The sequence below is a fragment of the Bacteroides timonensis genome (genome assembly GCF_000513195.1).
GTDB classification, from domain to species: domain Bacteria; phylum Bacteroidota; class Bacteroidia; order Bacteroidales; family Bacteroidaceae; genus Bacteroides; species Bacteroides timonensis.
On the sequence record NZ_CBVI010000008.1, the window covers coordinates 108,528 to 127,787 of the forward strand.

Annotated in this window: 16 protein-coding genes; 6 read left to right on the forward strand and 10 right to left on the reverse strand. The window is 45.3% G+C overall.

The window, feature by feature from the left end:
- Positions 1-28 precede the first annotated feature (28 nt).
- From BN161_RS02910 to BN161_RS02955, 10 genes are all read right to left on the reverse strand, one after another.
- Positions 29-1,087 carry a glycoside hydrolase family 43 protein gene (locus BN161_RS02910; protein WP_044262921.1) on the reverse strand — a complete coding sequence of 353 codons (1,059 nt, stop codon included), beginning with the start codon at positions 1,085-1,087 and terminating at the stop codon, positions 29-31.
- Positions 1,088-1,130: 43 nt separating this feature from the next.
- Positions 1,131-2,285, reverse strand: a complete 1,155-nt coding sequence (locus BN161_RS02915) for an alpha/beta hydrolase-fold protein (RefSeq protein ID WP_052356159.1) — start codon at positions 2,283-2,285, stop codon at positions 1,131-1,133.
- A 7-nt stretch (positions 2,286-2,292) separates the two neighbouring features.
- Positions 2,293-3,459, reverse strand: coding sequence for an alpha/beta hydrolase-fold protein (locus BN161_RS02920; protein WP_052356160.1), 1,167 nt, complete (start codon positions 3,457-3,459; stop codon positions 2,293-2,295).
- A 238-nt stretch (positions 3,460-3,697) separates the two neighbouring features.
- A complete protein-coding gene (locus BN161_RS02925; RefSeq protein WP_074435086.1) occupies positions 3,698-6,202 on the reverse strand; it encodes a glycoside hydrolase family 9 protein in 2,505 nt (834 codons plus the stop codon).
- A 156-nt stretch (positions 6,203-6,358) separates the two neighbouring features.
- The gene (locus BN161_RS02930; RefSeq protein ID WP_044262922.1) at positions 6,359-8,095 is read right to left on the reverse strand and encodes a RagB/SusD family nutrient uptake outer membrane protein; all 1,737 of its coding nucleotides are present in this window, start codon (positions 8,093-8,095) and stop codon (positions 6,359-6,361) included.
- Between the two features lie 21 nt (positions 8,096-8,116).
- Entirely contained in the window at positions 8,117-11,248 is a 3,132-nt protein-coding gene (locus tag BN161_RS02935; protein ID WP_044262925.1) for a SusC/RagA family TonB-linked outer membrane protein, read from the reverse strand.
- 262 nt (positions 11,249-11,510) lie between these two features.
- A complete protein-coding gene (locus tag BN161_RS02940; protein ID WP_044263019.1) occupies positions 11,511-12,962 on the reverse strand; it encodes a family 43 glycosylhydrolase in 1,452 nt (483 codons plus the stop codon).
- Positions 12,963-12,964: 2 nt separating this feature from the next.
- Entirely contained in the window at positions 12,965-13,663 is a 699-nt protein-coding gene (locus BN161_RS02945; RefSeq protein WP_044262928.1) for a hypothetical protein, read from the reverse strand.
- Positions 13,664-13,691: 28 nt separating this feature from the next.
- A complete protein-coding gene (locus BN161_RS02950; RefSeq protein ID WP_044263022.1) occupies positions 13,692-14,849 on the reverse strand; it encodes an alpha/beta hydrolase-fold protein in 1,158 nt (385 codons plus the stop codon).
- A 262-nt stretch (positions 14,850-15,111) separates the two neighbouring features.
- Positions 15,112-15,510 (reverse strand): hypothetical protein, encoded by a 399-nt coding sequence (locus tag BN161_RS02955; protein WP_044262929.1) that lies wholly within the window; start codon positions 15,508-15,510, stop codon positions 15,112-15,114.
- A 178-nt stretch (positions 15,511-15,688) separates the two neighbouring features.
- Here BN161_RS02955 and BN161_RS02960 point away from each other — a divergent pair, with 178 nt between their 5' ends.
- From BN161_RS02960 to BN161_RS02985, 6 genes are all read left to right on the forward strand, one after another.
- Complete coding sequence (locus BN161_RS02960; RefSeq protein ID WP_044262931.1) at positions 15,689-16,276, forward strand: LOG family protein; 588 nt, start codon at positions 15,689-15,691, stop codon at positions 16,274-16,276.
- On the forward strand, positions 16,273-17,001 hold the full coding sequence (locus tag BN161_RS02965) for a DUF4271 domain-containing protein (protein ID WP_044262934.1): 729 nt from the start codon (positions 16,273-16,275) through the stop codon (positions 16,999-17,001). The genes BN161_RS02960 and BN161_RS02965 overlap by 4 nt, the downstream gene beginning before the upstream one ends.
- A gap of 4 nt (positions 17,002-17,005) precedes the next feature.
- Positions 17,006-17,758 (forward strand): uroporphyrinogen-III synthase, encoded by a 753-nt coding sequence (locus BN161_RS02970; RefSeq protein ID WP_044262936.1) that lies wholly within the window; start codon positions 17,006-17,008, stop codon positions 17,756-17,758.
- A 139-nt stretch (positions 17,759-17,897) separates the two neighbouring features.
- On the forward strand, positions 17,898-18,350 hold the full coding sequence (gene rnpA / locus BN161_RS02975; RefSeq protein WP_044262938.1) for a ribonuclease P protein component: 453 nt from the start codon (positions 17,898-17,900) through the stop codon (positions 18,348-18,350).
- Complete coding sequence (yidD, locus tag BN161_RS02980; RefSeq protein WP_044262940.1) at positions 18,347-18,568, forward strand: membrane protein insertion efficiency factor YidD; 222 nt, start codon at positions 18,347-18,349, stop codon at positions 18,566-18,568. Before rnpA ends, yidD begins: the two co-directional genes overlap by 4 nt.
- Positions 18,569-18,592: 24 nt before the next feature.
- Positions 18,593-19,237, forward strand: coding sequence for a TatD family hydrolase (locus tag BN161_RS02985; protein ID WP_044262941.1), 645 nt, complete (start codon positions 18,593-18,595; stop codon positions 19,235-19,237).
- Positions 19,238-19,260 lie beyond the last annotated feature (23 nt).

Consider the following 19,260-nt stretch of genomic DNA (forward strand, 5'->3'; position numbering starts at 1 on the left):
ATAAAATTATGTTTTTATTTCTTGATTGCTAAGGATGATATTTCTCCAGTATTCTAATTTCGTCTCCTGAAATATCGACCTCGAACAGAGTTGGTTTTCGTGGCCCCGGATTCTCGGAGTCGAGGCTTTGGTGATGCAGGCACATCAGCAACTTTCCGTCGAATGTACGGAACAACATACCGTGCCCTGAATTATTAGGTATCAGAGGAGTATTGCACTGAACCCAGGGACCGGCAAGTTTATCCGACCTGGAGTAAGCTACTCCCTGCGCACAACGGTTGTTGCTCCAACTGGACCATAACATTCCTAAACGCCCTGTATCCGTCCGGAACAGGAACGGACCATCTGCCACATAGCCTCCCAGCGCCATACCGAAAGTGAGCTCACCTATCGATTTCATTTCTCTTGGCCATGGGGCATCGGATGCTCTGAAAAGGGTGGTAGAGGTTCCCATTGATTCTGACAGGTCCGGAGCAAGTTGGATGTAGTTGATCATTCCGTTTACGGTTTGCATCCATTCGTGACAAAAGACCATATAGGGCACTCCGTCTTCTTCCCAGAAACTACCGTCGAGTGTAGACCAGTCTTCCGGCAGGTAGTTCTTGTCGCTGATGGGGTGGTAGGGGCCTGTTGCTTCGTCGGATGTAAGGATATGGGTGGCACGACGTTGTACATTGTATCTGTTAGGTACAGTGTCTACTATGATCTTGGGATTGGTGAAGGTGACAAAACAATAGTATTTGCCTTTATATTTATGGAGCTCCGGGGCCCATATTCTTGGAGCGGTCCCAATCCAGGAGGTTGTATCCACAGTAATGTATTGGTAGGGACCTGTCCACATCTTTAGATTCGTGCTTTTCCATAAACTGCCGCCACTTCCAACCAGATAATACATCTGTGTTTCTTCATCGGCCAGGATAAAGGGATCGCTTAGCTGCAAAGAGTCAAAGCAAGTGGTGTCTATTTTATCTCCTTCCTTGCCGCCGATAAATGTATATTGCTTTGCCGGTTCCGGGCTCTTAGTCTGGTTACAGGCAACCAGACTAAGAACGAACAGAGTTATTGTGAAATGAAACAGTATCTTCATAGTTGCAAGTATTATTAGAACTACATCTGTATTATCTGAAGCATCATTTGAATATTAAGCCTGCAAATTGATGTAATGAACGCCGCCAGGTGAGCCATTCGTGGGCTGTACCGGGAGATTCATAATAGGTATGGTTGATGTTTGCTTTAGTCAGTGCATCATGGAACTCCGTTACATTTTTAAAGCGTGCGGCTTCTTCGGTTCCCAAGCTGATATACAGTGTTTTAACTTTTTGATTGAAGGCCTCGGCATCAGCAAAAACGCCGTTGTAGGCTGTATTTAGTTCATTGCTGTTCATCCTTCCTCCGCCGCTGAATCCGCCGATATGGGCAAATTTATCTAAATGGGCCAGCCCGATGCTTACAGCCTGGAAACCTCCCATTGACAAGCCGGCTATGGCACGGTGTTCCCTGTCGGGCAAAGTACGGTAGTTTTTATCAATCATGGGTATCAGTTCATTGATAACCACCCGTTCAAAAGTATTGAAGTTGAACCTGCCTTTTGGTCCCGTTTCTTTTTCTTTGGGGTCTGTAGCATATCCTCTGTCCATGACTACCAGCATGGGAACGGCTTTTTGGCTGGCAATCAGGTTATCCAGAATGTTGTCCGCCTTTCCCTGGTTCGACCATCCGGTTTCGTCTTCTCCGCTACCATGTTGCAGATATAGTACGGGATACCTCTGAGTGTTGTTCTCGTCATAACCTGCCGGAGTATATACAAGGCACTTTCTCCATGCCTGCGTGATGTCGGAGTAGTACATCTGTGTGCGGATTTCACCATGTGGAACATGCTGAGGCAAATAGTAATCTACTCCTTCCTCCGGAATTTCAATGCCGCTTGACATCCGGCCGCATCCGTGGAACAATTCACTGGAAGGATCGGCTACGGAACAACCGTCTATCTCCAGAAAATAATAGTGGAAACCAGGTACTTGTGGTTCGGAGGTTACTTCCCAAATGCCGTCTGCATTCTTGGTCATGGGATATTTCTTCATTAAGTCCAGTTTTACTGAGTCTGCATCGGGGGCATTTACCCTGACGGTTACTGATAAATCCGGATTTACCACCGGATAACTGATACCGAGGATATTGGTAGATGCCGATACCGGTGCAGTTGCTTCTTTTTCTTTGGGTTTCTGTGTACATCCGGCAATCAGGGAAGCGATCAGAGTTGTATATAAGATGGATTTCAGTTTCATAGTCTGATTATTTAAAGATAAGAGGTGTAAATTGATAGAGGCAGCGTCGCCAGGTGAGCCATTCGTGAGCTGTGCCGGGTGACTGGTAGAATAGGCTGTTGATTCCCTTCTTACTTAATGCTGCATGCAGAAGTTCGGCATTGGGACCTTCTTCTTCACCGATTCCCAGCCAGATGAACTTGAAATCTTTATTGAATGCGGCGGGATCTTTGAAAGCGCCTTCGTAGAGTGCGTCTATATCCGTATTTTTGTCTATGGGCAATGCTCCGCTGAATGATCCGATGTAAGAGAATAAATCCCGGTGGTGCAAAGTGATTTCCAGGGTTTGTTTGCCTCCCCATGACAGGCCTGCCATGGCACGGTTCTCTTTGTCCGTCAATGTGCGGTAAGTCGAGTCGACAAGTGGAATTACGTCTTTCACCATCATGTCTTCAAAGGCAACGAATGCTTCTACCGATGAGCGGGCATTCGGTTGTTGTTCGGGATATTTGTTTCCCGCATATACGGCATATCCGCAGTTCATCACTACGATCATTGGTTCGGCTTTTCCACTGGCTATCAGGTTATCGAGGATGGCGCCGATATATCCTTGGTTGGGCCAACCTCTTTCATCTTCGCCACCTCCATGCTGCAAGTACAGGACGGGGTAACGCTTATCCGGATTCTTCTCATATTCGGCAGGGGTGTATACATACATTCTGCGCCATTCATCACATACTTTCGAGTAGAATCTGCGGGAACGGAGTGCTCCTTGCGGTACACCTTTCTGCGGTAAGTAGAAGTCTACTTTTTCCTCGGGCACTTCGAAGGCGCTTGCCTGGCGGCTCATCCCGAAATAGGAGTAGGTTGAGGCGTCAGTTACCTGCAAGCCTCCTATTTGTACCGAGTAGTAGTGGAAACCGGGTACTTGCGGAGGAGATGTGAGTTCCCACGTTCCGTCCTGCCCTTTTTGCATTTCGTAGGGACGGTCGAGAACGATTTGCACGCTCTTTGCATCGGGAGCCTTTACTTTGAAAGTCACAGTACGGTCGGGGTTCACCATGGGATATTGGGCATTTGGAATATTGGTAACCGATGGTATTCCTTGCGCCCACATCGTTCCTGTGATAATGGAACAGAATATCATTGCGCTTCCCGTCCTGATAATTGCTCTTGATAATTTCTTTCTTTTCATTGTTCGTCTTTTTATACTTTTCAAGAAAACTATTCGAAATATTAATGTATGGTTGCAAAAGTAGTATGTAACCCTCTTAAGAGGGGGTACAAAACTGTTTTTGAGGAGGACTTTTCTTGCTGGCAGGGCATTTATGTAACACTTGTGTTACATTTGCAGGACACAAGTGTTCTGTTTGTTCAACACAAGTGTTCTGCAAATGAAATGCAAGTGTCCTGCAAATGGAGGACGGGAAACCTTATTTCAGCAGGCTGTTGGCTGCATTCACCAGGTAGATGTAGCTTGCTGCCAGATCTATTACATACTCATTCTCGCTCCAAAGAAAAGGATAATCCTCCCTGTTCTCGGGGAAATCCGGTTTCAATATCCTGACGCCTGGCACTACACCTCCGGGGATGAAACTGAAGTCGGCCCGATTGTTCCCGTAAGCCACCTTTTTGGGCTGTGCGCCTACTCCCGAAACAAAAGACAGATTATGACACGGATGGCAGCCGTACAGATAGTTCAATCCTCTGTATATGTATTCCGGGTTTATCAGCTCGGGATACGACCGATGGAGCAGGTAGTTCGTAATACACGCCTGAACAATGTTTCTGTTGCCTGCCCATCCGGCAGTGCTGATTCTTACTCCATACGGATTTTCTTTGTCTACTTCGGCAAGTTCTCCGGCATAAGCTTCTACCAGGGGCTTTACTTGCTTCTTGAAAGCGTTATCCATGAAAGGAATCATTTGTGCAATGACAGAGGCATTCCGGTTGAATTGTTCCAAAAGGGTGGGGAGCAATTCGTTCATTCTTGTTTTGTAACCTTCGTAGTCCGTTGAGCGCCAGAGTTCAAAAGCAGCTCTGCATTCGATGGATTTCATGAATTCAGGATTGCTGAATCGTCCGTTATACGTTTGTTCTTCGGGATTTGCCTGGCGGTTGTGTTCGTCGTCCCAGATGAAGCGGGCCACGCGCAGGGCTTCTTTGCTCAGTTCCGGATTGTACTCCTTCAACGCACGCGAAGCAGCTGCCAGCGAAATAGCTGTGCCATAATTCATGTGCGGTGTCCGGTTGGTGAATGCCCAACGGTCATCGGGAGTACCGCTTGTGCGCCCGTCGGTTTGCAGGCTATCCAGACGAGGGTTATAAACCAGGTTATCCGTCTTGTTTACCGCATCTCCCAAATGGCGGTACTGATATAAATGAGACTCGTTGATTCCCGGAATGGCGTAGCCTATCGCATTCACTTGCGCCACTAATTGCAGAACGCCGTGTTCAATCTGTTGCAGTACATCGGGCTTGCCGTCGGGTACGTGTATTTCCGTATAGCGTGTCTTTTGGTTAATGGTGGTTTCATCGCGGTTTATCCTAAAACTTTCCCACAAAAGGACGAAAGCTTGTATTACGGCATGTTGTGATCCGGTCTGGATATCGAAGTCTCCTGCATCGAACCATCCGCCGACGTTCAGGCCGGGGATATGCTCCAGTGGTTTGTACTTGTTGCCGGTGGTCGGTCCCTGTCTCCAACCGTCCCAATGGATGCGGTTGACGGGAGCTTGCAGGGCATCATCCAGATGTGCGGCGCCATGCCATACGCGATAGGCTTCGCGGACAAACATGTGATCCATCTGTACGGGGAAGAATACGTCCAGTGTCGGGAACCATGCCTTTTGAAACACATCTGTTGCGATGGGGAAAGGCGCTGTGCGCTGGTCGCCATATTCCAGCATGTAGATGCCCGGTTCTGTGACGGAGGAGAAATCAAATTGAAGGTAATTGTAGCGTGTGTACATTCCCCAGGTGTTGGGAGTGCCGGACAGGGCTTTGCTGAGGCTGCCGTCACTACACACCTTATATAAAGAGACGGTGGAAAGTGGCTTGTCATTTTTATCCAGTTCCACTACGGCCACTTTATTTTGTGTGGGGTGGTAACCTACTTGTGAGTAGCTTACCACGGGTTTGCGCACCCAGTCGGATTGTGTCTCCGCTGTGATAAACCATTCGGCTATCTTGCCGGTCTTTCCTGCCGGAAGCAGGGTACGCACAACGAAGTTTCCGTTCTGTTGTTTGTTCCTTCCGTCAAATAGTGACAGATTATTGTCATCGGTGGTGCGGATGGTGATGTGCTTCAACGGTTCGTCCGGTGCAATGTCTATCAGTTTGCCGGTGGCCATGGGAGTGGATTCCACTTCACCGTTGATGGTAGTCATAAAGTCGGCCGGGGAGGTGGGGAACAGACCGTGCTTGCCGTCTATTATGTAGGAATGGCCGAAGAAGACCGGGGGCATGAATTCCATATTCAGTCCGGCTATGCCATGCAATGCTTCGGGCAAAGGTTTGTCTAGGTTTACACTAAGGTAGAAGCCGCCGTCACGGGCTTCCCCTGTCAACTTGTATTCGAAGTTGTATTCGGGATACTCCAGCATGACGTCAATCCGGTTATGCTCCTTATCCGGTATACGCTCGACGAACTTCGGCAACTTGTCCCATTGTCCGGGTGTCGGATTCATGCGGACATCTCCGTTGGTCGCGGTGCGGATGCCGTGATGAATGATTTCGACGGCGCTGATTTTGGAATCATCAAAGGTCGCATCGTATAGGTTGCTGAATACGAAGAAGTTCAGTCCACGTGTTTCGAAGTAGTTAGAGTCATTTAATGCCAGATGGTTGTTGCGGGAAAAGGAGGTACTTTTCCCGCAACCGATGAATATCAGGCATCCCACTACTTCCATACAAAGAATGATTGCTTTTAATTTCATACTATTCATTTTTGTTGTCGGTTCACTTAATCATTAATGTGAATCAGCAGTTGGCTTGCCGATTTAGCCATCTTCACCAAACGGGCATAGGCCTCATTCTGGTTACAGTGCTGTTTCTCAATACTTACATGTGTTATCAAATAATTAAAAGATTAATTATTTTGTTGCCCATCCGTTAAGTTGATGAAGTTCTTTGTTTAAGTCTATAACATCTTTAGGGAATGGGAAGTATTCATGTTTACCCTTTACAAAGCCATAAGAGTTTGCAGGTAAATTTTGAATTACTGATAAAGGATGAGTCAACACAGCACGCAGATGATGCTCTTTTCCAAAGTATGGTGTACCTTCAATGAAGAAATCGTCATACAGTTGCGGAACCTGGTCTACAACTGCATCTTGACATTCCTTAGCAATGCCCCAACGAACGATATCGTGGAAACGGCAAGTCTCAAACCAAAGTTCGTACTGCTTTTCATCACGAAGAGTCTGAATTGTGAGTTCTGTTTCAGGAGCTTCTGCACGTTTCTGAATAGCATTCAGATATTTTTTGCCTTCAGGTATATTACCTGTTTCAAGACAAGCCTCTGCATAAAGCAGATATGCTTCTCCCAATCTGGCGATACGGAATGATGCGGAGTTATGAACATCGCTAATAGTCATATTACGGTCGTTAGGAGATTCTATATTCTTGACTTCCATATATATGCCATGTGAAAACAGACCATCCGTACTCTTGATACCGCGTTTGGGGTCTTTCTTCTTATCAGCAAGAGACATTTCATTTCCGTCAGCATCGAAATCCGTTTCCCAACCACAGAGTTCAGAGTCGTATAAGAACTCGTCTGGAGTAAGGAATGTAGCTTTGCGACGTGGACCGTCACCATCATTTTCATACATTTTTTCAGCGAACTTCCAGTTGATGGCACCACCGCCCCAACCATCATTAGCACCGCAAATAGATGCACGAGAACCTAAACGGTCATAACGCCAGTTCAATACGTTGTTGACCATCCAACCTCCACGGAAGATATTATTCCAAAAACCTTTATCTGCGTTACCAAAACGGTTAGCCTCAAAGATTTTTTCTTCGCAACCATTACCCTCTACATGGAATAGGTCACGGAAACGATTTCCCGGAACAAGTGCATAGTTGGGAGATTCAACCAGCGGTTTAAGGTCTTTCACTGCACGAGCCATATCACCGGCAAATACAGCAGATTTGCCCGCTACGAAATATGCAAAACCTTTTGTAACTTTATATGCCCCTTCTACATCATCTTGACCTTTACGAGCATCAAGAGCATCTACAACTTCTTCACACTCCGAAGCACACCATTCAAGCAGAGATTTTTGGCTTTCTACATTTGTAGGTTTGTCATCAGCGCCAAGCAATTTATCGACTTTTGGAGGACACTGGAATGTGAGAGCCGCCATCATGTGACAATAAGCACGTAATACGCGAGCTTCCGCAACACAACGGGCCATAACCGTACTTGCAGCCGGGTCTACATATGTTATCACAAGATTACATGCATAAATAGCCTTATAGTAACGTTGATATAGCTCTTTTAACCCTGCGCTACCCGTATCATAGCGGAACTCATCGAATATACGCATATCCATATGGTCAGTATGATCTGTACCCGCAGAGAAAACATCATCCGCCGAATAATTGAGCAAAGTAAACTGCGGCTGATAGATTCCGACAGACGAACATACATTATCAAGGAATTGCGCATAAGCGGCAGTCATAGCATCAATAGCATCTTGATCGGTTTTATAGAAAGTTTCAGTAGAGCTAACAGCCTTCTGTTCAATGTCCAAACGACTTTCATCGCAAGATGCGCAGAACAGTGCGGCACATACCGTAAACGAATATATATATTTTTTCATTTTTGTCAGTATTAATAGTTATTAGAATGTTACATTAAGACCAAATGTCATCTTGCGCATTGTAGGATATGCACCGGCATCAAGACCTACATTATTACCATTTCTTGAAGCAATTTCAGGATCAAGACCCGGATAAGATGTAAATGTGAAGAAGTCGTCAAGTGACACGTAAGCGCGAAGGTTCTCAATAAATACTTTTTTCGTGATGGACTTCGGTAATGTGTATCCTAACTGCAATTGCTTGATCTTAAAGTATGATCCGTCAAACACAAGAGCAGAAGATGACCAGTAAATCTTATCACCTGCAATTGTGTTGAGATTAGGCATATTGCCTTTCTTGGCTTCATCATAGAAATGCTTGGAGATATTGTTGTAACCTGTACGATACATACCATAGTAGACATCGTTTCCTACTGTACCTGTTCCAAATGCTGAGAAATCGAAACCCTTGTACTCAAGATTGATTGTGATACCGTAGGTAAGATCAGGAATACCTTTACCGATATTGAATTGATCTTCGTCACCCGGAGTTAACGTCTCATTGCCTTCTTTGTCGAGATAAAGAGCCTGTCCTTCTGAGTTCTTACCTATATATTTGTAACCACGCATATACCATACCGGCATACCTTGCTCGAAGTTGGTGTATATAGTACTGTTTGCACCTGATATGCTTCCACCCGAGATACGTGTGATACGGTCATCAAGGTAAGTCACTTCATTCTTCAATGTTGCAAAGTTACCTGATACTGAGTAATTCAGTTTACCTATGTTGCCTTTATAAGTTGCTTCAAATTCAAAGCCTTTGTTCTGTACCTCACCTGCATTGATCATCTGTGAAGATACACCTGTCTCAGGCAAACATGGAGCGTCCACAAGAAGGTCTTTGGTAGTTTTCTTATAGTAGTCCATGCTGATTGTCAAAGCATCGTTGAATAAACGTAAGTCAAGACCGAAGTCCAACTGATCGGATGTTTCCCAAGTAAGATTAGGATTAGCCAAACCGCTTGGCATAGAACCGTTTGTGACAGTCGAACTGTTACCGTATTGATACCACTGGCCACCGGTTGCAATAGAAGAAGAATATTTATAGCCGCTAAGTACGTTGATATTACCGTTACGTCCCCAAGATGCACGGAGCTTGGCAAATGAAACAATGTTATCAGGGACTAAATTCTTGAAGAATTTTTCGTTGCTGATTGTCCAACCTGCTGATACTGACGGGAAGTAACCCCAACGTTTATCTGCCGGAAGTTTTGAAGTATCGAATGCGTCAGCACGGAAATTGCCTTGCAGACTATAGCGGTTGTCATAAGTATATCCTAAACGGCCGAAGTATGAAATACTTGAAGACTTACCCGGTGTTCCGCTGAATGTACGGGAAACTTTATCTGATACAAGTACGCAATCCAAGTAACGGAAATTTGGCGCGTATGAAGAAAGCAATTCTTCACCTGACGCACCGGCTGTCGTTTTTTTGTCTTCGTTTTGGATGTATGACATACCTGCCATTGCCGAGATGCTGTGCTTGCCGATTGAAGTCATATAGTTGGCAAAGTTCTCCCATTGATAGTACAGACCGGTGCTCGTAGTCTGATTGAGAGAGTATCTGGTATCACTTACACGCCCGGTAATATAGTAAGGTTCCGCATAGCTGTAAGTATTGCCCTGAACAATGCGGGTACCGAAACGGGAAGTAAATGTAAAACCCTTGAAAGGAGTCAGGTTTGCAAAGAATGTGCTATGTACATTGATGCCTTCATTTTTATTATTAGCATTCTTATCGCGCTGCGCAAATGGAGTACCACCGGCAAGTTCCGTATTGAAGTATGAAGTAGCATACATACCCTTCTCATCACCGTAGAAACGATAGTTTGTATCAGAAGTTCCATTCTGAACTGCGTCATAAACAGAACCTGTGGCAGCAAGATATTGGCTGCGATCTGTCCAGTGTGTAGGCGTAAGAGGATCCATAACAAGAAGCATTTCAAAAGCAGAGCCATAACCATATTCCGATACGCTGCCTCTACGCCATTTCTCTATGGAAGTGTTGGTACCTACCTGCAACCAAGGTTTTATTTTATAATCAGCATTAAGCTGGACGGTCAAACGTTCGTAGTAGTCGTTCTTACCTTTTACGATACCGTCTTGATTAACGTATGTGAGGTTCGCGAAATATTGCCCTTTGTCGTTGCTACCCTGGAATGAAAGAGAGTGCTGTTTGCTCCAAGAAGTTCCCATAAATTCGTCCAACCAGTTTGTATCTGTATTTTGATTCCAATTATAGTCACGAACAGCATCCGATATGGCAGCTTCGACGTTATATCCTTGCATGCTCATCCAGTCCTTGAATTCTTCTGCATTCAGTAATTGCGGAACATGTCCAAGTTGGTTCATAGTATAACGTATATTATATGTAATCTTGCCGGTACCTTTTCCTCCCCCATTCTTGGTTGTGATAAGTACTACGCCGTTACCAGCTTCAGAACCGTAGATTGCTGCGGATGCGGCATCTTTCAATACTTCCATAGATTCGATCAAGCTCGGATCAAGATACTGGATACTTGAAACCTTCAAACCATCTACAATCAAGAGAGGACCAATATTTCCGGAATTGGAGGAATAACCACGTACACGGATTTCAGCACCGTTACCCGGAGCACCTGATGAATTCAATATTTGAATACCTGCGGCTTTACCTTGAAGGGCAGCGGCAGCATCGGTTGTTGCCAGGCCTTTAAGGTCTTTAGAGTTTACAGAGGCTACAGCACCTGTCAGGTCACTCTTGCGCTGAACGCCATAGCCTACAACCACAACCTCATCAAGCACTTGTGTATCTTCTTCCAAACGAAAGTTGATTACGCTACGGCCATTGACCTTAACAGTCTGCGTTTTGTAGCCTATAAAAGAAACGGTAAGGGTAGCATTACTGTTACTTACCTGAATAGAGTAATTACCATTGAGATCGGTAATACGACCGTTGCTGGTTCCTTCTTCAAGAATAGCCACACCGATCATTGGCTCAGAATCATTGGCTGAGACAACAGTACCTTTGATTTGGATTTGCGCTGATGCTGATATGCACGTAAAAAACACAAGCACAAGCATAAACAGAAAAGGAATCTTCTGAATTTTCTGGACTACATTTTTCATCATAATTAGTTTAAGAATTAATAATTGCGTTTTTCATTCATCATTAGCTACCGCTACAATAGTTCTCTAGCTATCATCATACATACATTTCATAGTTTTCAATTATTTAAGATTAATATAAGAGAAAGGCAATTCATTTTTTAACTCTGAATCGGCAAGACAACTGCTGAGTCGCATTATTAATTCAAACTGGTTGCCTGAGCCGATTCATTATTTTTGAGTGGAGTTACCCGTTCATAGCACTTTAAGGTAATAGGGTTTGTTGTTAATGATCACGGAAATTCCATTTGGAATTATCACTGTTCATATCGAATTCGCCGAGAGAAGGAGTGCTGTCTCCTACGGATACCAGAACCAGTTCCTTGTCAGTTCCCGGTACTTCTTTGGGCATGATCCGGTAGGTGCCGTCTGTCAACTGGTCGATTCGCCACAGTTGTTCGGGGGCTCCCGTGAACTTAGGAACTGTCACGACTTCCGCATTTGCTGTGGCGGCCAGTGCGCGATTGGTTCCTTCAATCACAATCTTGTAATAAGGGCCGCCCAGATATCCGCCTCCATCGGGCACGGCAGTAATGGTCCACTTCTGATGAGGACGGAACATATAATCTCCGATTCTTACGTTGATTTTTCCTTGTGGCCAAGTCCCGATCACATCTTCCAACGTCTGCGATTTCAAAGGTACGACGGGCGTGTCATCTTTTTCCCAAAAGCGGTGTCTAGTATATTCCATACGTACAAAATCGACGGCAAGTTCAAGGGCATACCCTCTACGCTCGGATTCAATCTCATACGTTCCCTCTTTGAAGACCTCGCCGGCAACGGGCCAGCCGTTCTTCCATAAAAGCGGGCGTATGCCCAGCACACTGCGGCCACCCCGGTCGAAATCGGCCTCAAAGTGGCATGACATCTTCTCTACTCCGTCGGCTACTTTGAAAAGCCCGAAGTGTCCCGGACCGGTTTGGCGGTTACCTGCGGCAATCACCATCTTGCCACCGCCTTCCAGCATTTTTCTTCCCATATTATCGACATACGGCCCCGTCACTTTGCGCGAACGGCCGACAACAATATTGTAGGTGGAGTTCGGGCCATCGCAGCAAGTGCCGTGTGTTCCCAGAAGATAATACCAGCCATCACGATAGATCAGATCGGTTGCTTCACAGTCAATGGCGATGTCGATTTCTTTGTTGCCCTCCATCCGTTTGCCGGTTGCGGGGTCGAGTTCTACAAGCCTGATAAAGCCGAAATACGTGCCGTAAGACAACCACAAGCGTCCGTCTGTCGGGTCGAGCAGAAGTCCGGCATCAATGGCATCGCAATCTTCATCATTCACTGAGGAGGCCACTTCTATAGGCTCCGTATATTTAAAATCCGGGGAATTGGGGTCTAGAGTTTTATTCCACATGGTTAATACTTTACCGCTGTGTCCTCCGCCGAGCCCTCCTCCTGTGGCACTGTAAGCAATCAGATAGCGGTCACCGATTTTCACGGCATCGGGCGCGGCGCCTCCGCCGGGTCTTACTCCACCGCCGTTCCATGTCCAGCCGTCTTCAGATATCAATCCGCCTCCACCTGTGCCGAAAGTATAATATTTACCATCGCACTCCATGATAGTGGACGGGTCGTGTATGTATGGAGTGCCGATTTGTGCAATTGCTTTTTCAGATGTCAATACAAACATCAGGGCTGCCGTGCCCAGAAGTATAGCTTTTGTTTTCATGATCATTTATAGCTGATAGTAATGTTTTTAACGGGTGTTCCATTCTCATTGAGGAAGCGAACACAGAAATCACTCATTCCGGGACCGTTGATGATGGCTCCGCGAATGATGTTCTTGCCCTTCTTTAAAGTCAGCCGGCGTGAGAGACAGTCATCCTTGACCATACGTCGGTCGCCCGAAAGAATTACGGCTTCCTCACCGTTCAGCCACCACATGGATGCGGAGTTAGAACCTACTGACATCCGGATGTTCTCCATGTCTTCGGGACATTCTATGACTGTGACTGCCCAGAACAGCACGCCGTACACTTGTTTCTTCAGACCGGAGGCAAAACGGAAGAGCTTCACGTTAAACAGCTTGCTGTCGAGCGCGTGCCAGGTTAGCTTTTGTTTGCCTACTTTCACTTTATCCCCGTCTTTGGGCAGAACGGTGAATTGATTGGGGAAATACTCGGTTGCAAATGCTTCGCGAATGTAACTGTCGGTAAAGACCGTGTTGGAACGGTTGGGCTTGTCGATGGGTTCCAGCAACAGCCAGCGCTGGATAAAGCCCTCACTGTCAGGTGACATCATATTCGTGGTTGCCGGAGAAAAGTAGTCTGACAACCGGGGGGACGCTTCATTCTTTTGAGCATAGCCATGTAAACCCATCATAGCCGCGATACAAGCCGCCAACAATGATTTTCGATGGAAGATATTCATCGTTATAGTCTGTTTTATTGATTATACATTATTTCGTTTTAAATAATAGGGGAGCAAACTCTTTCAGACATCTGCGCCAGGTCAGGAACTCGTGGGCAGTGCCCGGAGACTCATAATAGATTGTATTGATTCCTGCGGCCTGCAAGCCGTCACTGAGGTTCTTGGTTCTTTCGGGATGTTCTTCCGAACCGATACCCAGGAAGAAGACGTGTACCTTGTCGTTGAATGCTTTACGATTTTTGAATGCCCCGCCGTAAACGGTATCAAGTTGCTTCAGATCGATGCTGCCTGCTCCGCTGAATCCGCCGATATAGGCAAACTTATCCAGGTTATTCAGGGTAGTGTTGAAAGTAAGAAGTCCGCCCCAGGAAAGTCCGGCCATGGCACGGTTGTCCCTATCGGTCAGTGTTCGGAAATTGGAGTCGATATGAGGAATGATTTCATTCACTAAGATAGCTGGAAATTCTGCACCGAATCTTTTTCTTGCACCGTCAGGAGTTTCACCCGGATTGGTCTTGAACACTTCGATATTGCCATTGTCCATGACTACGATCATTGGTTTGGCTTTACCCTCGGCAATCAGGTTATCCATAATGAAATTCATCTTGCCCTGGTTTGCCCAACTCGTTTCGTTTTCTCCCATACCATGTTGCAGGTAGAGCACCGGATACTTCTTGGTAGGGTTCTTGTCATATTCCGCCGGAGTATAGACGATACATCTGCGCCATTCTTTGCGGATATCAGAGTAGTACCAGCTTTGGCTGATCAGTCCGTGAGGCACGTTCTTGATGGAATAGTAGTCCACACCTTTTTCCGGGATTTCAATACCGCTTACCCATTTGCCCATACCGAAGAATGGTTTGCCATTGGGATCGGCGGCACTTACTCCGTCTATAATTACCTGATAATAGTGGAAGCCCACTACTTCAGGTTCTTTTGATACGAGCGACCAATATCCGTCTGTCTCTTTGGTCATTTCACCTCGGAAACTGATTTCTACTTTCTGGGCGTTGGGAGCGTGTATTCTAAAATGTACACGTCTGTCCTCGCCTATGCAGGGATAGTCAGCCCCATTGATGTTATGCTCATTGGGAGTGGTTCCTGCCGGAAAATCTTGTTGCTGGGCATTCATTGTGAATGGGAGCGCTAACAAAGAAGAAAAAATAAGTTTCAATACATTTTTCATAAGCATTAGAATAAATTAGATATAAAATTAATGATTCAGTGAATTTATCTATTCAGTGGATGTTGAGCGTAAAATTACTCTGCTAATGCTTTGTGTTGGATTACTATTTTGTTTTCGGGGAGGATTTTTTTAGGAGGATAAGATTAATCCACCGGATAGAAAGAAAAATCCCCTTCCTGATATTGAATAGGAAGGGGATTATAACCCGTCTTTTGCCTTATATGGAAGGGATTTAGTACAACAAAGTCACCTTAACTTTGCCCTACGATTGCGACGTCTCCAGCATATTAATCAGTTGTACCCGCTGGATAGAGAAACTATTACTCTCTTTTTGTACATACTTCAATAATTCAAGCCCATCCTGATGAAGCTTGGATTTCCGCAGCAAGTCGTCTGCTTTCATATCATCAGATATCTTCAGCATAGTCATGGCGGCAAGTTCTATTTTCCCCATTTCATTGGGATCGCCTTTATACCGGTCTATCAGTTCTTGTGTATCCATGCCTAATAACTCATCGGTAGGGAAACCTAATATCTGCCGGGTCAGACCGTCATATTCGGTCCATTCATTCCAGCGATACTTCTTTTTCTTGAGCAGGGCGTTCACAATCAAAGAAATGATCTCTTGAATCATTCGTATCAGGTAATCTTGTTTAATCATAATTATTTATCGTTTTTATAGGTGATGGTAAATTGGGTTGATTGTTATTCGGAACTCTGAGAATTCCGGTTTCTTCTTAAAGTAATGCTTTGTGCTCACAAAATTAGTGATATTTTTAAGATATCGCTGAAAATCCATACCTTTGTGCGCATTAATAATATAAGGTAGAGCAATTTCCATGAATAAGATAACTTCCGTATGCGTATATTGTGCTTCGAGCACCAAGATTGATTCCGCTTATTTTGAAGCAGCCCGTGAATTGGGCACTTTGTTGGGACAGCGCCACATCCGTCTGATAAATGGTGCGGGAGGCATCGGACTGATGAGTGCTACGGCCGACGCAGTGCTGGCGGCAGGCGGAGAGGTGACCGGTGTCATTCCTCACTTTATGGTGGAACAAGGCTGGCAACACAAGGGGCTTACGAAGATGATAGAAGTGGAAAACATGCACCAGCGCAAGCAAAAAATGGCGGATCTGAGTGATGCTGTCATCGCATTGCCCGGTGGATGCGGCACTTTGGAAGAATTACTGGAAATTATCACTTGGAAACAACTGGGCCTCTACCTGAATCCTGTTGTCATCTTAAACACTAACGGCTTTTTCGATCCCCTCCTGGCTATGTTGCAGCGTGCTATGGACGAAAACTTTATGAGGCAGCAGCACGGTGCAATCTGGCACGTAGCAAGCACTCCGCAGGAAGCCGTCGAACTGATTCATACCATACCTGCCTGGGATAGTTCTATACGTAAGTTTGCGGCAATATGATCGGGCTCTTGTTGACATGGATAGCGGGGTTTGAGGGGATGCCCATTCCTTATTCTCCTAAGTTGGACGATGGGATCACAGTGCTCCTGTTGTGCTGCTTTTTCATGTCAGCCTATGTATTGTCCCGTAGTCGCAAGTTCCTGGTGCAGTTGGTGAAGGACTTCCTCCTTAATCGTGAACGAACCAGCATCTTTGCCGCTACCACCGCTACGGATATGCGCTATATGTTGTTGCTGATTCTACAGACTTGTGTGTTGGCTTCTGTCTGTACTTTCAACTATTTTGTTGATGTCAGGCCAGAGTTGGGCGAACACGTCTCTCCTTACGTTTTGCTCGGGGCATATCTCGCACTGGCTTTGCTTTATCTTTTCTGGAAGTGGGTGACTTACTCTTTTCTGGGCTGGATTTTTTTTGACGCGAGTCGTACCGGTCTTTGGATGGAGTCCTATTCTACTCTACTTTACTACCTTGGATTTACCTTTTTCCCGTTTGCTTTGTTCCTTGTTTACTTCGATTTAAGTCTTCAGGCAACTGTGATAATCGGTTTATTTTTGGTCTTTTTTACTAAAATATTGATGTTATATAAGTGGATAAAGCTTTTTTGTGGCAATTTATATGGCATTTTGCTTTTAATTTTGTACTTTTGTGCCCTTGAAATCATACCTTGTTTTATCATGTATCGAGGTGTGTTACAACTAAATGATTATTTGATAATAAATTTTTAGGACGTTGAAAATTAAGAAAGTACTTGTGTCGCAGCCGAAACCGGCATCAGAGAAATCTCCTTACTACGACATCGCCCAGAAGTACGGTGTGAAAATTGATTTTCGCCCGTTTATTAAGGTGGAAAGTGTATCTGCTAAAGAATTCAGACAGCAGAAAGTGTCTATCCTGGATTACACAGCAGTTATCTTCACATCGCGTCATGCTATTGACCATTTCTTCCACCTGTGTACAGAATTGCGTGTAACCATACCGGAAACTATGAAGTATTTCTGTGTGACAGAAGCTGTTGCATTGTACATCCAAAAGTATGTGCAATACCGCAAACGTAAGATCTTCTTTGGAAATACCGGAAAGTTTGAAGACTTGTTGCCTTCTATTGTTAAGCACAAGACCGAAAAGTATCTGGTTCCGATGTCGGATGTACATACGGATGAGATTAAGAATCTCTTGGATAAAAACAAGATACAGAACGCAGAAGCTGTTATGTATCGCACAGTAAGTAATGATTTTACTTCAGAAGAAGAGTTTGATTATGATATGTTGGTGTTCTTTAGTCCTGCTGGAGTGACTTCTTTGAAGAAGAACTTCCCGAACTTCCAACAAGGCGATATTAAAATTGGTACCTTTGGCTCTACTACCGCGCAGGCCATACGTGATGCCGGACTCCGCCTCGACTTGGAAGCTCCCAGTGTACAGGCGCCTTCTATGACGGCTGCGCTGGATATGTTCATCAAGGAGAATAACAAAGGAAAATAATTTTAGAGTTACGAGCTACAAGCTACGGGCTACAAGTGTCATGCGGAAGCAGTATGCCACTTACAGCCTTAAACTTGTAGCTCGTAGCTTATTTACTGCGAACTACTTGTAGCTCGTAGCTTGTAACTCATAACTAAGAATGCTTAATACCCTGCACAAGTCCGAAAGACTGGATAAGAAGAAAGTCATCGACAAGATGTTTTCAGGCGGCGCACGTTCGTTTTCCGTCTTTCCTTTGCGTGTGGTATATCTGCCGGTAGAGGAGTTGGAAGCGCCTGTTTCCATACTTGTCAGTGTATCAAAGCGTCGTTTTAAACGTGCGGTAAAGCGTAACCGTGTAAAACGCCAGATACGTGAGGCGTACCGGAAAAATAAGCATGGATTATCGCAGACGCTTCAGGATGAAGGACGGCAACTTGCTGTGGCTTTCATTTATCTTTCCGACCGGTTAGTCGATTCGGTGGAGATAGAGGAAAGGATGAAGGTTGCGCTGGCACGTATCACGGAGAAGGTATTGGCGGATGTTGCCGTTCAGAAAGCCGGAGAAAATGCTGCGTCTGCTGAGAAAACCGGTAGTGCGGGGCAGTCATGAAAAAGCTGCTTTCATACCTGCTGTTGCTTCCCATCTATTTCTATCAGAAGTGTATTTCGCCTCTGACTTCTCCTTCATGTCGTTTCACCCCTACCTGTTCACAATATGCCGTTGAAGCGATAAAGAAATATGGACCATTCAAAGGGCTGTATCTGGCAATCCGGCGTATTTTGCGCTGCCACCCCTGGGGAGGTTCCGGATATGATCCCGTTCCATAAAAAACTATTTCCTGTACTATTCGCATGATAATTCCTGTTGATATACATACACATCGGCGGCCACAAGTGCCCGGAACGGCTATTGTGAACTGTTTCCCCGAATCGTTTGTTCCGCAAACGGAAGGCTGGTATTCTGTGGGAATACATCCGTGGTATATCGCTTCTTTCGCAGCTTCCCTGAATGACAGTAAGGCCCGTTTTGAAGAATTACTGGACCATCCTCAGGTGTTGGCTGTGGGTGAGGCCGGATTGGATAAATTGACTGAAGCACCTTTAGCTTTGCAGATAGAAGTGTTTGAATATCAGGCGCGCCTGGCCGAAGAGGCGGATAAGCCGTTAATTATTCATCTGGTGAAAGCGGTAGATGAACTTCTGAAATTGAAACAGAAGATACGACCGGTGAAACCGTGGATTATTCACGGGTTTCGTGGAAAAGTGGCTCTTGCAGAAGAATATCTCCGACATGGTTTCTATCTTTCTTTCGGAGAGAAATATCAGGAGGAAGCGTTGCGTATAATGCCGTCTGAACGGTTGTTTATTGAGACGGATGAAAGTACGGCATCTGTCGATACGCTTTATGAACGGGCTGCCATCCTCCGTAAAACTCCCCTTGAGGAACTCAGGAGAACGATTCGTAAGAATGTGAGCGAAATCTTTTTTAGGCAATAAGAGTTGTTAGTTCAGATAAAGAG

Excerpts from the sequence above, each read along its gene's own strand:
- rnpA (WP_044262938.1), top strand. The coding sequence starts at position 17,898 with ATGCTTAATACCCTGCACAAGTCCGAAAGACTGGATAAGAAGAAAGTC.
- BN161_RS02935 (WP_044262925.1), bottom strand. The coding sequence starts at position 11,248 with ATGATGAAAAATGTAGTCCAGAAAATTCAGAAGATTCCTTTTCTGTTT.
- BN161_RS02955 (WP_044262929.1), bottom strand. The coding sequence starts at position 15,510 with ATGATTAAACAAGATTACCTGATACGAATGATTCAAGAGATCATTTCT.
- BN161_RS02960 (WP_044262931.1), top strand. The coding sequence starts at position 15,689 with ATGAATAAGATAACTTCCGTATGCGTATATTGTGCTTCGAGCACCAAG.
- BN161_RS02940 (WP_044263019.1), bottom strand. The coding sequence starts at position 12,962 with ATGAAAACAAAAGCTATACTTCTGGGCACGGCAGCCCTGATGTTTGTA.
- BN161_RS02925 (WP_074435086.1), bottom strand. The coding sequence starts at position 6,202 with ATGAAATTAAAAGCAATCATTCTTTGTATGGAAGTAGTGGGATGCCTG.
- BN161_RS02930 (WP_044262922.1), bottom strand. The coding sequence starts at position 8,095 with ATGAAAAAATATATATATTCGTTTACGGTATGTGCCGCACTGTTCTGC.
- BN161_RS02915 (WP_052356159.1), bottom strand. The coding sequence starts at position 2,285 with ATGAAACTGAAATCCATCTTATATACAACTCTGATCGCTTCCCTGATT.
- yidD (WP_044262940.1), top strand. The coding sequence starts at position 18,347 with ATGAAAAAGCTGCTTTCATACCTGCTGTTGCTTCCCATCTATTTCTAT.
- BN161_RS02985 (WP_044262941.1), top strand. The coding sequence starts at position 18,593 with ATGATAATTCCTGTTGATATACATACACATCGGCGGCCACAAGTGCCC.
- BN161_RS02950 (WP_044263022.1), bottom strand. The coding sequence starts at position 14,849 with ATGAAAAATGTATTGAAACTTATTTTTTCTTCTTTGTTAGCGCTCCCA.
- BN161_RS02965 (WP_044262934.1), top strand. The coding sequence starts at position 16,273 with ATGATCGGGCTCTTGTTGACATGGATAGCGGGGTTTGAGGGGATGCCC.
- BN161_RS02920 (WP_052356160.1), bottom strand. The coding sequence starts at position 3,459 with ATGAAAAGAAAGAAATTATCAAGAGCAATTATCAGGACGGGAAGCGCA.
- BN161_RS02910 (WP_044262921.1), bottom strand. The coding sequence starts at position 1,087 with ATGAAGATACTGTTTCATTTCACAATAACTCTGTTCGTTCTTAGTCTG.
- BN161_RS02945 (WP_044262928.1), bottom strand. The coding sequence starts at position 13,663 with ATGAATATCTTCCATCGAAAATCATTGTTGGCGGCTTGTATCGCGGCT.